The organism is Desulfosporosinus fructosivorans (genome assembly GCF_004766045.1).
Taxonomy (GTDB): domain Bacteria; phylum Bacillota; class Desulfitobacteriia; order Desulfitobacteriales; family Desulfitobacteriaceae; genus Desulfosporosinus; species Desulfosporosinus fructosivorans.
Window position 1 is genome coordinate 151,181 of record NZ_SPQQ01000004.1, and the last position, 16,494, is coordinate 167,674.

Consider the following 16,494-nt stretch of genomic DNA (forward strand, 5'->3'; position numbering starts at 1 on the left):
ACTCCGATCGTTTAAGCTCCTGCCTCTTGGGGATTGTAATCTGTAGTAAGTTGCTTCGCCATAAAAAGATACAATTCGCGGAGGGGGTGTAGCTGAAGCTGAGACTCAGACGAAATCTCGTTTAAGATAGTATTCGCCCTTTGAAGAATCGATTGAACCTCGATTTTCTCCAAACGTTCTTTCCAGGCTCCCCATGCTAGTCCTAATTCCCAGCCAAAAGCTTCCACTTGCTGCTGTAATGGGACAGAAACCCCTGCAAGTTCTGCACTGAGACGAGCTGCTAAGGCCGTTAATGACGCGCTCTCCATTCCAATAATTTCAAGCGACTCCGCTTTGCCTATTTTTTTGTCGCGGGAGAGCCATCGTGAAATCCCCCCCTCACTCATCGTTCCCATGACTTGAGCCACTGGGTCAAGAAATGAGAGTAGCTTTTCGCGGCAAAGCTCTAAAAAAAACTTTCCATATAATAAGTCCCCAACAAGCACCGGAAATTGTCTAAGTTCTTCCATAATATCGCTGTCATCCTTCATTAGTTTATGGACTTTATTGGCCATAAATACATATTGAATAATTCCAGCCAAGGCTTCTGATTTTTGGCTATGTTCTTTAAAAGCTTGGCATACAGCTAAGACAATTGCTGGATTTACTGTTCGATCAAGTTCATCCATATCTAGTTGAACTAATTCTTCAAAACCAGCTGGCTTAAAGTTTTTTTCTTGGCTCAAACGCATTTGCACATTGTTTAGTTTCTCCACAAAGGAAAATTCTACCGAGACCATACTATCGCTCCTTGTCTTCCGTTCTACTAGTCATAAAGTACAACTGACTGTACCAGTCAGTTTATCGCACTTACAGGAAGGCTCCTTCTCTTAACACGGACCTTGTCATCTTTGTGGTACTACTAACCTCAAACATCCTTTGAATCATGGTTACAGCACATAATTGCAACTACAGCAACAGAACAGGACATATCTATCGTCAATGCGTTGCATTCGACCGGCCATCTTTGCTGAGGCTCGGCTTTAGCTAAGTTTTCTATAGGACATTAACCTATTATATATTCGGTATACTTATGTAAAGTCCTGCCCTTTTTATTAAATATACTCTGATAATATGACATTATTATCGCCAGAGTATGTAAAAGACCTTAAATAAAAATACAATAGACCCTGCAACTTTTTAGTCACAAGGTCTATCTAGTCCGTACTTGTCTTAGTCCGGAGTAAAATAAATATCCCTCCTACAAATTTACCGCTTCCTTTGGATCTTCAACAATTCCCCGCTTCATTTCCGTTGCTGTCATATGACCTGCTTTAAAATGATCGGTTAAAAAGTTACAGGCATCCCAGGGATTGACACGGTCCCCGCACGTAAAGACGTCAACAGCTGCATATCCGAGTTCTGGCCACGTGTGGATGGCTAAGTGTGATTCGGAAATAACCACTACACCACTAACCCCTTGAGGACTGAACTTATGAAAGACTACCTCACGTACCTCAGCACCTGCCTCCAAAGCTGCGTTGACCATAATTGCTTCGACTTTTTCACGATCATTTAAAATGTCGAAACTACACCCATAAATCTCAGCCAACACATGACGTCCAAGAGAATTTGCCAATTGTGATCGTTGCCCCCTTTTTTCCATAAAATAGGAAGGAATCTGAGCCGGATATATCTTTTCTCCGGTACCTCTAAATCCCCACCAAATTAAATTCTAGCACAAAGTTCGGGGTTGTCAATAAAAATTTCTATCGTTCTTAGCATTCTACTCCATCAGACTTCAGTTTGCTCCAACGCAAATAATAAATATGCAACTTAGTTCGTTACGCCGGACTCAGAACAGGACTATTCTTATGATATCTGAGAGTCAAAATTCTAATTACTACTAACATAACCAAATTAAACCGAATAATTTCAACTGTTCTATTGACTTGCAAGCCTCACTATTTTAAACTTAACAAGATGTTAGTTTCTATCTGGAGGTGAACTATCTGAGCCTTACTTTAACGGCTGCTGAAGCGGCTAAAATCCTTAAAATCTCGAAATACACTCTTTATGAGCTTGTTAAACGGGGCGAGATTCCCGCTCACCACATCGGTCGCCAACTTCGTATTGATCCAACAGTCCTAGACCGTTATTTGCGAGGAGCCCTTAATCTCGACGATCCTCACCCTGCTACTGTGCCCTCAGACACTCCGGGGTCACCAGTTATTCGCTTCATTGGTAGTCACGACCCGGTCGTCGAGCTACTTTTCGAGTTTCTCAAACATGCTGCAATACCTGTTGAATCCTCGATCTCCTTCAAAGGAAGCATGGATGGGTTAATTGCGCTTTATCGCCGAGAAGCAGAGATTTCTGGAGCACATCTTTGGGATGAATCGTCAAAAGACTATAATATTTCCTTTGTCAGACATGTCATCCCTGGAGAATCCGTTTGTGTTGTCAATTTAGTTCAGAGGGAACAAGGGTTCATCGTGGCACCCGGCAATCCTCTTCATCTTCAGACCTGGGAAGACATTACTCTAGAAGGTTTGCAATTTATTAACCGCCAAAAAGGCTCAGGCACTCGCCTACGTCTAGACGCCTACCTTAAATCAGCAAAAATCTCTCCCGCCCAAATTCTAGGGTATGAACATGAAGAAACCACCCACTCTGGAGTTGCTTGCCTAGTCGCGAGTGGACAAGCCGATGCCGGCGTCGGAGTAAAAGCAGCTGCACAACGACTTGGCCTTGATTTTGTCCCCTTATTTCATGAACGCTATGATCTTGTTTGTTTGGGGAAGACCGCTAAATCCCCAGTTTGGCAACAAATCCTTGAGGTCTTAAGGTCACCAGGATTTATCCAAGCCGTTCACCAACATAACGGGTATGATACTTCACTGACTGGGAAAATACTATTAAATGGATGAATGAAATGAAGCGCCGAAGGATTCGTCCATGGAGACGTCAAGTGTTTTAAAAAAATCATATATATTAGAGGAGATAAAAAAATGAACAAGAAACATAGACTTCGACTTAACTTTGGTTTCACTCTACTATTGATTACTCTCATGGTGATCGTCTCTGGATGTGGAAAAACAGCAACTCCAACACCACAAACGACCGAAACGCCAAAGCCTGCAAATCCTAACATAATTTTGGCGACCACCACAAGTACTCAAGACAGCGGTTTACTTGAGGTGCTTATTCCAGAATTCGAGAAAAAAACGGGTTATAAGGTCCAAACCATTGCTGTCGGCACTGGGGCTGCTTTAGCCATGGGGGAAAAAGGCGACGCTGATGTTATGCTAGTACATGCACCAGACTCAGAAAAAAAATTAGTTGATAATAAAACAGCCATTAACTATCAACTCGTAATGCATAATGATTTTGTGATTGTAGGACCGTCAACGGATCCTGCCAAGGTAAAAGAAACAAAAACAGTCGTTGATGCTTTTAAGGGAATTGCCGCTAGTTCTTCAATCTTTGTCACCCGTGGAGATGATTCTGGAACGGATAAAATGGAAAAAGCATTATGGAAAAAAGCCAGCGTAAAACCAGCTGCAGATAAGTATCAATCAACTGGTCAAGGTATGGGACAAACTCTGACCATTGCCTCGGAAAAAGCTGCCTATACTTTGACAGACCGTGCAACCTATTTGGCAACGAAGAAAAATTTGAAACTCGATATTCTCCTGGAGGGGGAAACTTCTCTCCTAAATATCTATCATGTCATGCAGGTTAACCCCGAGAAATTCCCTAAGGTAAATGCTGATGGTGCCAAAGCCTTCGTAGACTTTATGATTAATGCCGATACCCAAAAACTCATTGCTGACTTTGGCAAAGACAAATACGGCCAACCCCTCTTCTTTGCTGACGCTGGTAAATAGTTAGAGAATCTCCAGTAACTCCTTCCTATTAATAGGATATCTAATAGTATATCTAACACAGTTAATCGAGGCTCGAAATACGAAGTTCGAGCCTCGATATTCTTATTTCTAGTTTGGTCCTCCATCAATAAGCACTGAACCGCTATCATCGTATATAACCTTGAATTTATCCTTGCACCGAAAGGGAAAGATATACAATGGAAATGATCTGGCAAGGAATCTTAGCCGCTATTCGCCTTCTGATAACCGGGGATCCCGAGGTACTTGAAATAACGCTTCTTACCCTTAGAATATCAGCCACTGGTACTTTAATCAGCCTGCTGATCGGGATTCCATTCGGTACACTCTTAGCTCTCAAGCCCTTTCCAGGTCGTCGCTTCGTCTTAAGCGTTGTGAATACAGGGATGGGTTTACCACCAGTAGTCGTGGGACTTTGGGTCTCAATTTTTCTTTGGCGCTCCGGACCCTTTGGATTTTTAAATATCATGTATTCCCCAACAGCTATTATTATTGCCCAGGCAATCATCGCCGCTCCGATTATTGCCGCCTTAACCTGTGCTGCGCTTCAACAAACCGACCCCAAACTTAGGCTGCAAATATGGGCACTAGGAGCAACCCGCTTCCAATATACTTGGTTACTTATTAAAGAAGTGCGTTTTTCAATCTTTGCCGCAATTATTGCTGGTTTTGGAGCTGTAGTGTCCGAGATTGGGGCATCTATGGCGGTAGGGGGAAACATCCAAGGCCAGACACGCGTTCTAACAACTGCAACGGTTCTAGAAGTATCCAAGGGTAACTTTGACATCGCTATTGCCTTAAGTATCATTCTATGCTTACTTGCCTATGGGGCAACTTTAGCCTTAACCCTACTTCAACAGAAGCAGCAAGGAGGGGCATAAATGCTCGAAGCACGGGAGATAAGCTGGATCAAAGACCACAAAGCCATATTGCATAATATTGATTTCCACTTGTTTCCTGGGGAATGCGTGGGGCTCATCGGGCCAAATGGCTCCGGTAAGAGCAGTTTGTTAAAAATCCTCGCCTTTCTGGAAACCCCGACATCTGGCTCACTCTATTTCCAGGGCCAATCCGTTCCAAGAAATGTTACCCTTTCTATTCGTCGTAGAATTGCGATCGTATTTCAGGAGCCCCTCTTATTAAACACACGTGTGTTTGAGAATGTTGCCATCGGCTTAAAAATTCGGAGCCTCCCCAAGGGGGAAATTCGGGATCGAGTGGACTTTTGGCTGGAACAATTCGGAGTAGGCCATCTATCTAAACAATTAGCTCGCTCACTCTCTGGCGGAGAAGCCCAACGCGTTAGTTTGGCGCGGGCCTTTGCACTGGAGCCAGACGTTCTGTTCTTGGACGAGCCATTTTCCGCCTTAGATGCCCCAACCAAAGAGGGATTGCGCAATGACCTGGGGCAAGTCTTTAAATCGACCAAAACGACAACTGTGCTCGTTAGCCATGATTTTAAGGACATTTCCCATTTAACTAATCGAGCCTTGATTCTCCTTAATGGGCAAGTAATGGCCGAAGGGTCTCCATCTGAACTACTAAAGGAGCCTCAAAAAGAAGAAGTTGAACGTTTTCTCGCGCACTTTTCTTCATAGAATTATAATTTAATAAGGACGGTTCCTTGCATGCTTTTCAAATTAAGTATGCAAGGAACCGTCCATTTTCTTACTCGCAGTGTTCGCCCTCGCTTTTGTCCAATGGCTGGTAACGACAAGCCCGTATAGTGGATTTCACCTAGTAGTCATTCGTCGTACATGCGACCAGAAAAAAGGCCCTTGGGCATAACCCAAGAGCCTTAATTTGCATTTCTTTTTGCAGAACGTGTAATTACATTGCGTTCTTATAGATCTGAATAACTTGTTCCAGTGTTGCTGTGCGAGGATTGGTGAATTGACAAGCATCTAACTTTGCATTTCCAGCCATCAGCGCGAAGTCTTCTTCTTTTACATTCAGTGCACTTAGTCCTGAAGGAATTCCAACATCAGCAGACAACGTAGCGATTGCGGTCAAGCATTTTTCTGCTGCATCCCTGACAGAAAGTCCATCAACGTTTTCTCCCATTGCTACAGCGATCTCTGCAAAACGATCGAGATTACCGATCATGTTAAAGCGTGAAACGTGGGGGAGAAGGATTGCGTTACATACACCATGAGGCAAATTATAGAATCCGCCTAATTGATGAGCCATTGCGTGAACATAACCTAAACTAGCATTATTAAAAGCCATACCAGCTAATAATTGAGCATAAGCCATTTGTTCACGTGCTTCGAAATCTTCGCCATTGGCTACTGCTCGACGTAGATATCTAGGAATTAATTTAAAAGCCATTAAAGCTGCTGAATCGGTTACAGGTGTAGCAATTGTGGAAACATAGGCTTCAACTGCATGAGTAAGGGCATCCATTCCTGTGGCTGCGGTCAAGCTAGGAGGCTGTTTCATCATCAACAAGGGATCATTGATGGAGACATTCGGGGTTACATGCCAATCAACAATGGCCATTTTGATATGACGGGCAGCATCTGTGATGATACAGAATCTTGTCATTTCAGCAGCGGTTCCAGCGGTGGTGTTAATGGCAATCATCGGAGCCATTGGCAATGGAGATTTATCGACGCCTTCATAGTCGTTAATTTTTCCACCATTCCCTGCAACAAGGCCGATTCCTTTTGCGCAGTCATGGGAAGATCCTCCACCTACGGATACAATCAGGTCACAACCTTCTTTGGTATATATGTCAAATCCATCATGCACATTCTTATCAGTCGGATTAGGTTCAGCACCGCCGTATATAATAACTTTGACGCCTTCCTTTTCAATAATGTCCGCGATTTCCTGAGCCATACCAATTTTTTCAAGATAGGCATCGGTCACAAGTAGTACTTTTTTTCCACCCAGTAATTTGGCTTGTTTCCCTGTTTCTTGAGCTGCTCCGGCTCCCATGAGGTTTACTGTTGGCATAAAATACCCATACACTTGATGAACTACTGACATTTTTGTTTCCTCCATTTCTTTTGGCGCTTATTCGCACTTGATTAGTATATATTGCAATAATCATGCCAACAGTCTGAATATTTCTTAAATGTGTGCTAAGCTTACTTCTATCATTGATTTTATGCACTTATATAATTAATTTGGAATTTATATTTAATTTTAGACTCTTTTAACTGCCCTAAATTGACGCACTTTGTTTGGGACAACGTTTAATTTTGGAACACTATTCCAAATAGAATGAAAAATAGAAAAATGGATTGAATTGTCGCAAAAACAATTCAATCCATTTTATATAGGTCATTGTTAACTGTTTGATTTAGATATTTCAAGCGGTACTCTAAACCCTCTTGGCTGATTAAATTATAACAGCCATAGCTTTGTTCAAGTCGAAAGACGTTTTCTAAGGGTATTCCCAGTACCCGGCATAAGATTACTCTGTTTAGACCTGCATGCCCAACTATTAAGATTGTCGATTCATCAGATTTGGTAAGGCTTTCAAATACCGGAATCACTCTTTTATAACAGTCATAAAAACTTTCTCCCCGCGGTGGACTGTAATTTGCGATATCCTCACCACGATTCTTAAATTCCTTAGGATACTCAGCTCGAATTTCCGAAAAGGTTTTCCCTTCCCAAGTGCCCATATTCAATTCCCTCAACTCCACGCGAGCCATGGGAAGGATTTGATGAGCCGAGGCAATTATGTCTGCTGTTTGTTGCGCTCTCCCTAGATCACTGCAATATATGTTATCTAAGGGCACCCGACTAAATATCTCCTTCAATAAGCTAGCCTGTTGCTCGCCAAGAGCACTTAATGAAAGGTCCGATTGGCCGATATAACGTTTTTCTCTTCCAAGTCCGATATCACCATGCCTGGCTAGATAAATATGCTTTTTATCCATTATTTAAGATCATTTCGTTTTACCGTTCTGATCTAACTCCCGTTGTACTTTAATCAGCTCACCTAAAATGCTCACGGCTATCTCTTCAGGAGTTTCTGCCCCGATTTTTATACCAATCGGAGAATATATCTTTTGCAATAGTTCACTTGGAGCCCCTTCCTCTTCCAACTCAGAGAGCAAAGCCTTAACCCTTTTTCGGCTACCAATCATGCCAATATATGAAGCTGGTTGATAAATCACTTTCCGCAAACACTCTTTATCATAACGATGCCCTCTTGTAATAATAACAACAAACGTCTGCGAATTAATATTTACCCCTTCTATGGCACGTTCAAATTCATTGCAAATAATCGTATCTGCGGTGCTAAATCGAGCAGAGTTCGCAAAGGATGGACGGTCATCAACTACAGTAACCTCATACCCAACGATTTTGGCCATGGTTGCGAGGGGGAGTGCAATATGTCCTGCACCTAAAATCAACAATTGTACGACCGTCGTTGGGGGTTCAATCAGTATCCGAAAAATTGCTTTTGTCACTGAATTATCACATTGATTAAGCTCAGAATCCAAGTTAACTAATAATGGTTGGCATCTTCTAAGATTTGTTTTAGCTGTCTCTAGAACAACTCTGTTTAGTTCTTCTATTCCCAGATCACCTAAGACGTCTCCGTTATTCTTGATAAACAGCTTCTTCCCTATTAAGCGTTCCTCAGCCGCTTCAATTACAGTTACTAGGATGGGATTATTGTTATTCTCTAAACTAGATAGATAATCTTTGTAGAGATTGGTCTGTTCCAAAGAACTTTCAGCCCCCAAATAATCAATAAATAATCCCATGATCCCTCCACAAACCATCCCCTCCTCTTGAGCCATGTCCGCGGTCATATTCAAATGATATAGCTTTGAGGAGCACGAGGTTATTACATTTAAGGCTTCCCGCCTTCCCTCGGCCTCGCCACATCCGCCACCGATGGTTCCAATCGTCTTCCCGTCAGCGAAAACTAACATTTTTGCTCCAGGTTTACGGGGAGTTGATCCTAGCACACTAGTTACTGTGATTAGAGCCGCCGCCTGCTTCTGCTCAAAGACTTCTTTTAGCCCAAGGTATACTTCTTTTTCCACTAGCCCTGTCCCCCTAAATCAGCCTTCCATAGGTCATGTAAAGGCATCTTAATTAGTTGCTCTATTCTTGTCTGAATTATTTCAGCATTACTCAAGCGTTGCCTGATCTTTCCCGTCACCACTGAATCATTTTTGTGTAGCTCCAGGGGAACGGAAAATCTGGCTTGGAGTGAAATAATCTGATCGGCTAAAACAAGTTTATCCGCTAAATACACAATTTCTTTTTCTGTTAAGAGTTGGTTAGGGTTCAGGCAAATGTCCATATGCTCTGCTACAATTGCTGCTACTTCTGGATAATTTCCTAGCATTCCTGCTCCTACTTGAGCATGCTGGGGTTCACCTTTTGCTAAGTCATGTAACAGCGCAGCTGCCCTTATTAATTCAAGGTTTAATTGACTACCAGCCCTGATTAGATAACTACCCATGGCACAACTCAACTGAGCCACCTGCTTGCAGTGATTAATCACCTTGACTGGAGTGTTGGCCCTTTTGATTATAGCATAACATTCTTCTTCGGAGGGTACCTGGATATCGCCACAGTACTTCAGCATCTGATAGTAATCCTCTTGCGTATCCATGTCAAGCAAAATACCCGGGTCAACAACTTCGACGTTTAAGGCATCATTCTCATATTGTTCTAGCAAAGCCCTCATTCCACCCGGTTTGTTCCAGGTCAGCACGTCGTTCCGATACCGACTGGATATTAAGGGGGGATGTCCTCTCATCCCTTTATAGGAGGGATAGATAATACCAAAATCAGTTGAGAAGAACGTGTTCTGAAGCATTTCCATGGTATACCGATTCACAATCGGGTTATCGACGGGTAATAGAAAAAAGCCTTTAACCTCGGGGGATAAACTCTTAACCCCAGCGCAAACTGAGGAGAACATTCCATCGGAAAAATTAGGATTGACGATCGCCTGGACCCCTAGTCTATCTAAGACAGGCAACAATTCGTTTGCCCGATGCCCAACTACCACACGTATATCCCTGATTCCACTAGCCCGGAAACTGTGTACAGCCTGTTCTAATACGGTACTCCCACCTAGCGATAAAAGTGGCTTAAAACGTTTCATTCGAAAAGAATATCCTGCGGCAACAATGATTGCTGCTAATAAATCGCTACCCTGTTTGTTTTCTTTATTAGCCACACTCCGACACCCCTCTCTTGTCTTGAATCTGTCGTTTAGCTGTACTTTTTCTAGATATTACTCCAGAACTTGCTACAAAATAAAAAAACACCCTCAAGCGACCATTCTGCCTAGCATCCCTTACTACAGGGATTTTGTCTAATGCCTGTTGAACATTTCTTTTCGCATCCCATGAAAGAGGTTTCTTCAACTGAACATCGAGTTGTAACTGGTTTTCTTTTTCTTGCATGCCCTGGGTCATGGTTACCTCAAAGTCGAGAACATCGTCAAATACAAACAACACCTCATCGAAATCTGCCATGGTTAGGTAATCAGTCTGGGTCAAATACACCCGATCACGTGATTTGATCAGGTCCAGTCGCTTCAATATCGTATTGCACGAACAAGGGCCTGGAATAAATCTTGACATGTCACCTGTGCGATATCGAATCAACGGCATCGCTGATCTGGTTAAAGTAGTGAAGACAACTTCTCCTAGTTGGCCATCCACAACGAGCTGTCCCGTACTGGGATCGATGATCTCGATATAAAGGTCTGCTTCCCGAAGGTGGTAACCACAAAAGCCCTCACACTCTAGTCCACCGCCTAGCCCCATCTCAGTCATGCCATAATGATTGAACACCTTGCATCCCCACGCCCGTTTAAGTTCTTGTACAATAGCTTGAGATACATAATCTGTACTTAATAAAACGCTAGTCAAGTTCAGGGAAATTGAGCAGCCTTTGGAATCTTTATACCGAGCTAAGCCCAATACTTGAGTAGGTATCCCAACTAAAACGTTGATATTCTCCCGTTTGATTTGCTCTAGAGTCGCCTCTTGGTTCGTAACTAGACCGTGGACAACCCCTGTCGCACCCGCGCGCTCTAGACTTAAGCGCAGTAAATCTCCGACACTACCTGGTATTTCCCCGGGTAACATTATCAAGACTTTGTCTCCGGGCTTTACCAAGGTTAACATTCCATACTGAAAAAAATCGAGGGTCAATTCTTGATCTGCCTCAGTAAAGAACAGGCGTTTAGGTTTACCGGTTGTGCCCGAACTCTGTAACGTGACTATCCTGTTGATATCATTTTGGGGAACGCACAAAAAATCAAGAGGGTTATCTTTTAAATCTTCTGATGTAGTAAAGGGCAGTCTGAGCATATCTTGAAAACTTGATAACTCAAGATCTAGTCCTGAGTACAAACGTGGATAGAACCGGCTTTTAGTGGATACCCAGTTAAGCGTTTCATTTAGTTTGCCCAACTGATAGTCCTCGATTTGCTTTCGGGTTAACACGCCTGAACTGTCTCCAGTAATTTTGCGCTTTACCCAAGGCTCCAGTGAGGTAGTTTTAATGCCCAAGTCCTATCTCTCCCTCCGATAAATTGAGTGCCCAAACTTGTCCGTGAGGTTATAAGCACAAAAGGGAATTAACTTACCTTCCGAGCTGACCACATGAATACAACAGTTTTTTAATCGTTCAATATCGACATTCCAAACATCTTGGAAGGCCATACCGCTGATAGAAAAAGCAAAGGTTTTTAGCTGTTGGATTAAATTATCCCAAGAGTTGGCACATGGAGACTGAATCGTCAACCTATCCGCGCCAGACCACTGCCGAGCTACAAAGGTTCTAGTTTTTCTGGCCAACTCATCCGCCCGCTCTGGTCCCGTACAGCACGAACTGTTGACAATCGGTTTCAAATTCCCATCGAATTGTCTCGTAAAATTGCCACTAAAGGAGCAGCGACCGTTGTGAGGTTTCAGGTTGGCTGCCTTAATAAGCCCATCTGTCTGTTCTTCGATCGCTTGAATGACCTCTGGGAGGGTGATCCGATCTTGATCTGTGGGTTCTTGAGGAATTCTGCCGAAATAACTTACGGGTTGGAAGTGAACGCCTCGGACTACAGGATGATTTTCCAAAGCGAACTTAATGATTCCACCGATATTATGGGTGTTGATACCAGGTATAAGAGTTGGTACTAACACCACTCCAATCTCATGTTTACCACAGCACTCTATTGCTTTGGTCTTAATATCAAGGAGTCTACGTCCCCTGATTGACTGATAAATCTGGTCCTCAGTACCATCAAATTGTAAAAATACGGAGCTAAGTCCAGCATCCTTCAACCGGCTCAAATAAATGGGATCTTCAGCCAAGCGCAAACCATTCGTGTTCAGCTGGATGAAGTTAAAACCCAGTGCTCTTCCCATTTCTAGGATTTCCGGCAAGTCGTTCCTAAGGGTTGGCTCGCCTCCGGATAACTGGATATTGACAGGACCACTAGCAGCAAGTACGTTTTTGTACCAGCCATTAATCACATCTAAGGAAGGTTCATCGAGCTCCGTTCCTGCATTGGCAAAACAAAAACGGCAGTTTAGATTACAACGCTGAGTTACCTCAATCAAAGCTGTACAGGTCGTCTTGTAATGGTCTTCACATAACCCACAATCAAAGGGGCAGCCTTTATCAACGCGCGTAAAACACTCCTTTGGTGGGGTTGGAATCGTAGGTCTGACCCATGAGTCCCATTGAGGGCTACCACGCCAAAGCAGTGTTCTATATTCCCCATGTTCAGGGCAACATTTCACCATATAAACCTGGTCCCCCTGAACCACTCTTTGAGCCAGAATTCTCTTCAAGCATTCTGGGCACAAACTCTCTGTCGTGGAAAATAAGCTTTCGTCTATTACTTCCATGTATTTACCTCTCTAACTACAACTAGCATTTTTTCTGGCTATCAGTTGAAAATACCCCATCTTCGCTTCCTTAATCGCAGCTTGAGCCAGGCTAGCATCAACTGAACATGCAGAAGACTTAAGCCAAAACTTGGTCATAGAGCCGTGGGTCATGATTAGATTTACCGTTAGTTGGGTCAATAGATTGGTATGATCACTCCAATTGACAATGTCGAAACCGTTTCCGACAAGCTTATCAAATAGCTTTTCCTTTGGTAACGCTCTTCTGATACATGTTTCGAAATTGAGTTCCTGTAGAGATTTGAGACCTTCAGGATTACGAGCATACACATCATTAATAACCAACCATCCACCTGGTTTGAGTACCCTGAAAATCTCTTTTAAAACTTGATCTAGGTCCTCCATTACAGACAAGGCACATTCAGCGAGCACCCCGTCCATGTGTTTAGCCGGAAAGGGTAGATCTTCTCCCAGCCCTCGAATCAGATTTAAGCCTGGATTCTTCTTTCTCCCAGTCTCTAAGAGGGCCTCTGACGAATCTAGCCCTAAGGCCTGGAACTGGTAAAGAGAAACCAGTCGTTCGACCGTCGCACCGCTGCCGCACCCCACATCGAGCACCTTCGCGCCAGGAAGAAAATCACAGCTTTTAACGCCTAAATCTGTTAATAAAAATCCACCTGGTCTTAAAGTCTCACCTGTCGTCTGGCGCAGAAGGTCACTTTCATATAATCTGAAGACTTTGTTTTTAATCATTTAAGCCTCGTCATCTGACTCAGGGTCTTCTGAATAAGCGGCAAGAATTTCTTGAACCTTTCCATGGGCCATTGTAATAATCTTACCGCACTGTACAGGATACGCGTTTCCAACATCTAGTGGGTGGCCTAATATACCATCACAATCCAAACTACCATAAGTGTTTTCAAACCACTCTAGGAAATCATTGACTATAAGGTGTATTTTTAGGTGACCGGCTTCGCTTGGAGTTCCCTTCCCAAGGGTTAAGCCAATTAGACATACTCCACCGGTAAGGACCCCACAGGTTCTGCCCGACCTTCCTATCCCTCCACACATACCATGCATCGCTTTAATTAAGTCAGGATTTTCCTTGCCTTGTTCATCCAAACCGAGGATTAACATAATTTGACTGCAGCAAAATCCCTGAGTCGCTAATTGAAATATGCGAAAAGCATCGACTGCCATCGTTTGCCCCCCTCTACTTATCCTCAAGGCTTTGTTCCACTTCGAACATCTTGCCTAACGCCAGTTCCTCATCAATTAACACCAAACCACAATTTACGCATTTTAATTCCTCTACCTCGAAATCATTACCCAAGTAGGAGGCTTTGACCAAACCACGCTGCAGATCGCCTCCACATTTCCCACATTTCCAAAGGTGCTTCTGGGTTAATTTTAGGGTGTTATTCATGGCTTTCCTCCACGATTTCCATGCGGTGGCTATATACATTTAGCACCACAAAGCCTTGCTCTTGTGCTTGATATTCAACCCAATAGGTCACTTTAACAGGTCGGAAATGAGCTAAACTGTGTCCATTGTCTGGATTGATGAACTTTCTTCCAGATCGCTCAGCAAACTCTATTACTTGTTGAATATCTTCTATAAGAATACGTCGATCTTCCATAATCCCCAGAACTCTTTCATTTAATAAGAGGTTGATGGTCCGATACGCCCCTTCCTGTTCCTGTGGAGCTTCTTTCCACAGCAAATGTAATAACTTTCTTTTGAGTTTGGCCCGGTTCTCATGTCGGTAGGAAAGGCCAACACTCGGCTTGATGGCAGCCGCCTCAAGGTCGGTTCCAAAAATCAGATCTAACAAATGAAACGCGCGTTTACCCTTAGACGCAAAATTATCTCTGCACATAGCACAGTAGGCTACATAATCTGTTGTGCTTTCATTGATTCGATCTTCAACGATTTTCTTTGCCAATACCGGATTAGCAAAGGACGTCAATCCTCCAAAACCACAACACTTGGTCAGTTCTTTGCTATAGGGCAATTCTTCGACTTCATAACCTAGTTTACTTAAAATGGATCGAACGGCATCATGAATGACTGGTTCATGTCTGGTCGTACAAGCATCCTGTACCGCTACTTTGCCCCCACTTGCGCTGGTACCTTGAACGGGCAAATCCAAGTTAGCCATCAATTCCCATAGAGAAATTACCTCAGGGAACCGTTCTCTGAACATGCTGTGACAAGTGGAACAGGCTACGATCAGCTGCGGTTTGCCTAAGCCTTCCCACTGCGCAACTAAAACCTTCATACTTTGCTGGAACAAGTCTTGATCACCAGCCCAATCAGCTGGAGCACCGCAACACCGCAACATGAGAGCTACTCCACCAGAAAGACTTTCTGTCAAATACTCATAAACTTTTTCTACCTGTTCCGGGGATGAGGCGCTTAATTGGCATCCCGGAAAGAAAACATACTTACTGGATTTATGACCAGGTTGATGTCTGGACAAGGCAAATTCCTCACTATTGTTAAAAGCCATATCTCGCAGGGCAAAATCGTGGGTTGAGGGGGGCATCTTCCCCTTGCTCACCATGCTTTCCCTAGTTGCTTTACAGGTCTCTCCAAGATCAAGTCCTTGAGGACATACTACGGCGCACTGCCCACAAAGACTACAGGAATTAATCATTTTATTGCCATGACGCATGCCCATGACGATCGTATCATTATTGTAGATTTGCCTTAAATATTTCTTGGGATAACTGCCGTAGTTTTCTAAATAAATACAAGCCTTCACACATTCGAGACATTGGCAATTCAGGCATCTACCTGCTTCTAGAACAGCCTCCTCGTAGGTGTAACCCATAGTTTCGTTGCTTATCCTCACCGCCGGCAAAGGGTTAATCTCATCAGTATTGACGTATAACTTGGTCTCAAATGTCCCTTCGGCTTCACGAGAACCTGTTAAGGAAACGCCCTGCAAATATCTATCTATGGAAACTGCAGCCATACGACCATCGGCAACCGAGTTAATGGGGGAATCATTACCCAAAAAAGCCCCAATAAATATTCCGGGGACCACTGTAGCACACGTGACTGGATCGGCCTGTGACTGTTCACCTAATAGCTCCAAAACATCGTTCGATTTTTTTGCAAGACCGAGATACACAACATTAAAGTCTTCTTGAAGCTTTAATAAATCCTGCCTGGTTATTACTGTGTTTAACTCTATTTGAATGTTAAGCCTGTTTAATACAGACAGTTCCTCGACAATAACCTCTGGGGGTAATTGGTGTTCTGGGAAATTCCATAAGCTTCCGCCAAGACGATCTGTTCTCTCAAACAGACTAACCTTATATCCTTTTTTTGCTAAGTCATAAGCTGCAGTCAGACCTCTTAGTCCCGAACCAACGACCGCAACTGTCTGACTTTTTGGGGGAATCATCCCAACCTTTGCTATCTTCGCAGGTTGATTCTGCACGCAAAACCTCTCTAGCGCAGAAATAGATATAGTCGTTCCAACATCCTTGCGTTTACAAACATCCTCGCAAGGATGATCACAAATCCTGCCAATAATTCCGGGAAAGGGCTGTTTCTTTTGCAGTGTTGCTAAGGCACTTTTCAAGTCCTTTTTTTGAATGTCCAGCATCATTTTCCGAGCATCGACATGGATTGGACAACCTGCTGTACAGGCAGGGGGATTCTCTTGAGTACACTTATCTTCTTGTCTTTTTAATTCATCCTGATCCATCAGCAACACCCACTTCCTTAAGGTAATAAAGTA

16 protein-coding genes are annotated in these 16,494 nt (G+C 43.3%); 4 read left to right on the forward strand and 12 right to left on the reverse strand.

Features of this window, described 5'->3' with window-relative positions; genetic code table 11:
- Positions 1 to 11 precede the first annotated feature (11 nt).
- Positions 12 to 779, reverse strand: a complete 768-nt coding sequence (locus tag E4K67_RS12725) for a polyprenyl synthetase family protein (RefSeq protein WP_135547264.1) — start codon at positions 777 to 779, stop codon at positions 12 to 14.
- 461 nt (positions 780 to 1,240) lie between these two features.
- Entirely contained in the window at positions 1,241 to 1,618 is a 378-nt protein-coding gene (speD, locus tag E4K67_RS12730; protein WP_135547875.1) for an adenosylmethionine decarboxylase, read from the reverse strand.
- A gap of 373 nt (positions 1,619 to 1,991) precedes the next feature.
- Here speD and E4K67_RS12735 point away from each other — a divergent pair, with 373 nt between their 5' ends.
- The 4 genes from E4K67_RS12735 (at position 1,992) to E4K67_RS12750 (ending at position 5,485) form a co-directional block, all read left to right on the forward strand.
- Positions 1,992 to 2,909, forward strand: a complete 918-nt coding sequence (locus E4K67_RS12735) for a helix-turn-helix transcriptional regulator (protein WP_135547877.1) — start codon at positions 1,992 to 1,994, stop codon at positions 2,907 to 2,909.
- A gap of 81 nt (positions 2,910 to 2,990) precedes the next feature.
- Positions 2,991 to 3,869, forward strand: coding sequence for an ABC transporter substrate-binding protein (locus E4K67_RS12740; protein WP_135547266.1), 879 nt, complete (start codon positions 2,991 to 2,993; stop codon positions 3,867 to 3,869).
- Between the two features lie 197 nt (positions 3,870 to 4,066).
- A complete protein-coding gene (locus tag E4K67_RS12745; RefSeq protein ID WP_135547268.1) occupies positions 4,067 to 4,768 on the forward strand; it encodes an ABC transporter permease in 702 nt (233 codons plus the stop codon).
- Entirely contained in the window at positions 4,769 to 5,485 is a 717-nt protein-coding gene (locus E4K67_RS12750; protein ID WP_135547270.1) for a sulfate/molybdate ABC transporter ATP-binding protein, read from the forward strand.
- A 232-nt stretch (positions 5,486 to 5,717) separates the two neighbouring features.
- Here E4K67_RS12750 and E4K67_RS12755 read toward each other — a convergent pair whose 3' ends face one another.
- The 10 genes from E4K67_RS12755 to E4K67_RS12800 all read right to left on the reverse strand — a co-directional run bounded on the left by E4K67_RS12755 (position 5,718) and on the right by E4K67_RS12800 (position 16,461).
- Complete coding sequence (locus E4K67_RS12755; RefSeq protein WP_135547271.1) at positions 5,718 to 6,881, reverse strand: iron-containing alcohol dehydrogenase; 1,164 nt, start codon at positions 6,879 to 6,881, stop codon at positions 5,718 to 5,720.
- 278 nt (positions 6,882 to 7,159) lie between these two features.
- The gene (gene cobC, locus E4K67_RS12760; RefSeq protein WP_135547273.1) at positions 7,160 to 7,783 is read right to left on the reverse strand and encodes an alpha-ribazole phosphatase; all 624 of its coding nucleotides are present in this window, start codon (positions 7,781 to 7,783) and stop codon (positions 7,160 to 7,162) included.
- A gap of 9 nt (positions 7,784 to 7,792) precedes the next feature.
- The gene (locus tag E4K67_RS12765; protein WP_135547275.1) at positions 7,793 to 8,905 is read right to left on the reverse strand and encodes an XdhC family protein; all 1,113 of its coding nucleotides are present in this window, start codon (positions 8,903 to 8,905) and stop codon (positions 7,793 to 7,795) included.
- On the reverse strand, positions 8,905 to 10,056 hold the full coding sequence (locus tag E4K67_RS12770; RefSeq protein ID WP_243454445.1) for a DVU_1551 family NTP transferase: 1,152 nt from the start codon (positions 10,054 to 10,056) through the stop codon (positions 8,905 to 8,907). The genes E4K67_RS12765 and E4K67_RS12770 overlap by 1 nt, the downstream gene beginning before the upstream one ends.
- Complete coding sequence (locus E4K67_RS12775; protein WP_135547277.1) at positions 10,049 to 11,401, reverse strand: DVU_1553 family AMP-dependent CoA ligase; 1,353 nt, start codon at positions 11,399 to 11,401, stop codon at positions 10,049 to 10,051. The genes E4K67_RS12770 and E4K67_RS12775 overlap by 8 nt, the downstream gene beginning before the upstream one ends.
- Positions 11,402 to 11,404: 3 nt before the next feature.
- Positions 11,405 to 12,739, reverse strand: coding sequence for a radical SAM (seleno)protein TrsS (gene trsS, locus E4K67_RS12780; RefSeq protein WP_135547279.1), 1,335 nt, complete (start codon positions 12,737 to 12,739; stop codon positions 11,405 to 11,407).
- A 12-nt stretch (positions 12,740 to 12,751) separates the two neighbouring features.
- On the reverse strand, positions 12,752 to 13,492 hold the full coding sequence (gene trsM, locus E4K67_RS12785) for a DVU_1556 family methyltransferase (RefSeq protein WP_135547281.1): 741 nt from the start codon (positions 13,490 to 13,492) through the stop codon (positions 12,752 to 12,754).
- Positions 13,493 to 13,939, reverse strand: a complete 447-nt coding sequence (locus E4K67_RS12790; RefSeq protein WP_135547283.1) for a DVU_1555 family C-GCAxxG-C-C protein — start codon at positions 13,937 to 13,939, stop codon at positions 13,493 to 13,495.
- A gap of 13 nt (positions 13,940 to 13,952) precedes the next feature.
- Positions 13,953 to 14,165 carry a DVU_1557 family redox protein gene (locus tag E4K67_RS12795; RefSeq protein WP_135547285.1) on the reverse strand — a complete coding sequence of 71 codons (213 nt, stop codon included), beginning with the start codon at positions 14,163 to 14,165 and terminating at the stop codon, positions 13,953 to 13,955.
- Complete coding sequence (locus E4K67_RS12800; RefSeq protein WP_135547287.1) at positions 14,158 to 16,461, reverse strand: pyridine nucleotide-disulfide oxidoreductase/dicluster-binding protein; 2,304 nt, start codon at positions 16,459 to 16,461, stop codon at positions 14,158 to 14,160. The genes E4K67_RS12795 and E4K67_RS12800 overlap by 8 nt, the downstream gene beginning before the upstream one ends.
- Between the last annotated feature and the right edge of the window lie 33 nt (positions 16,462 to 16,494).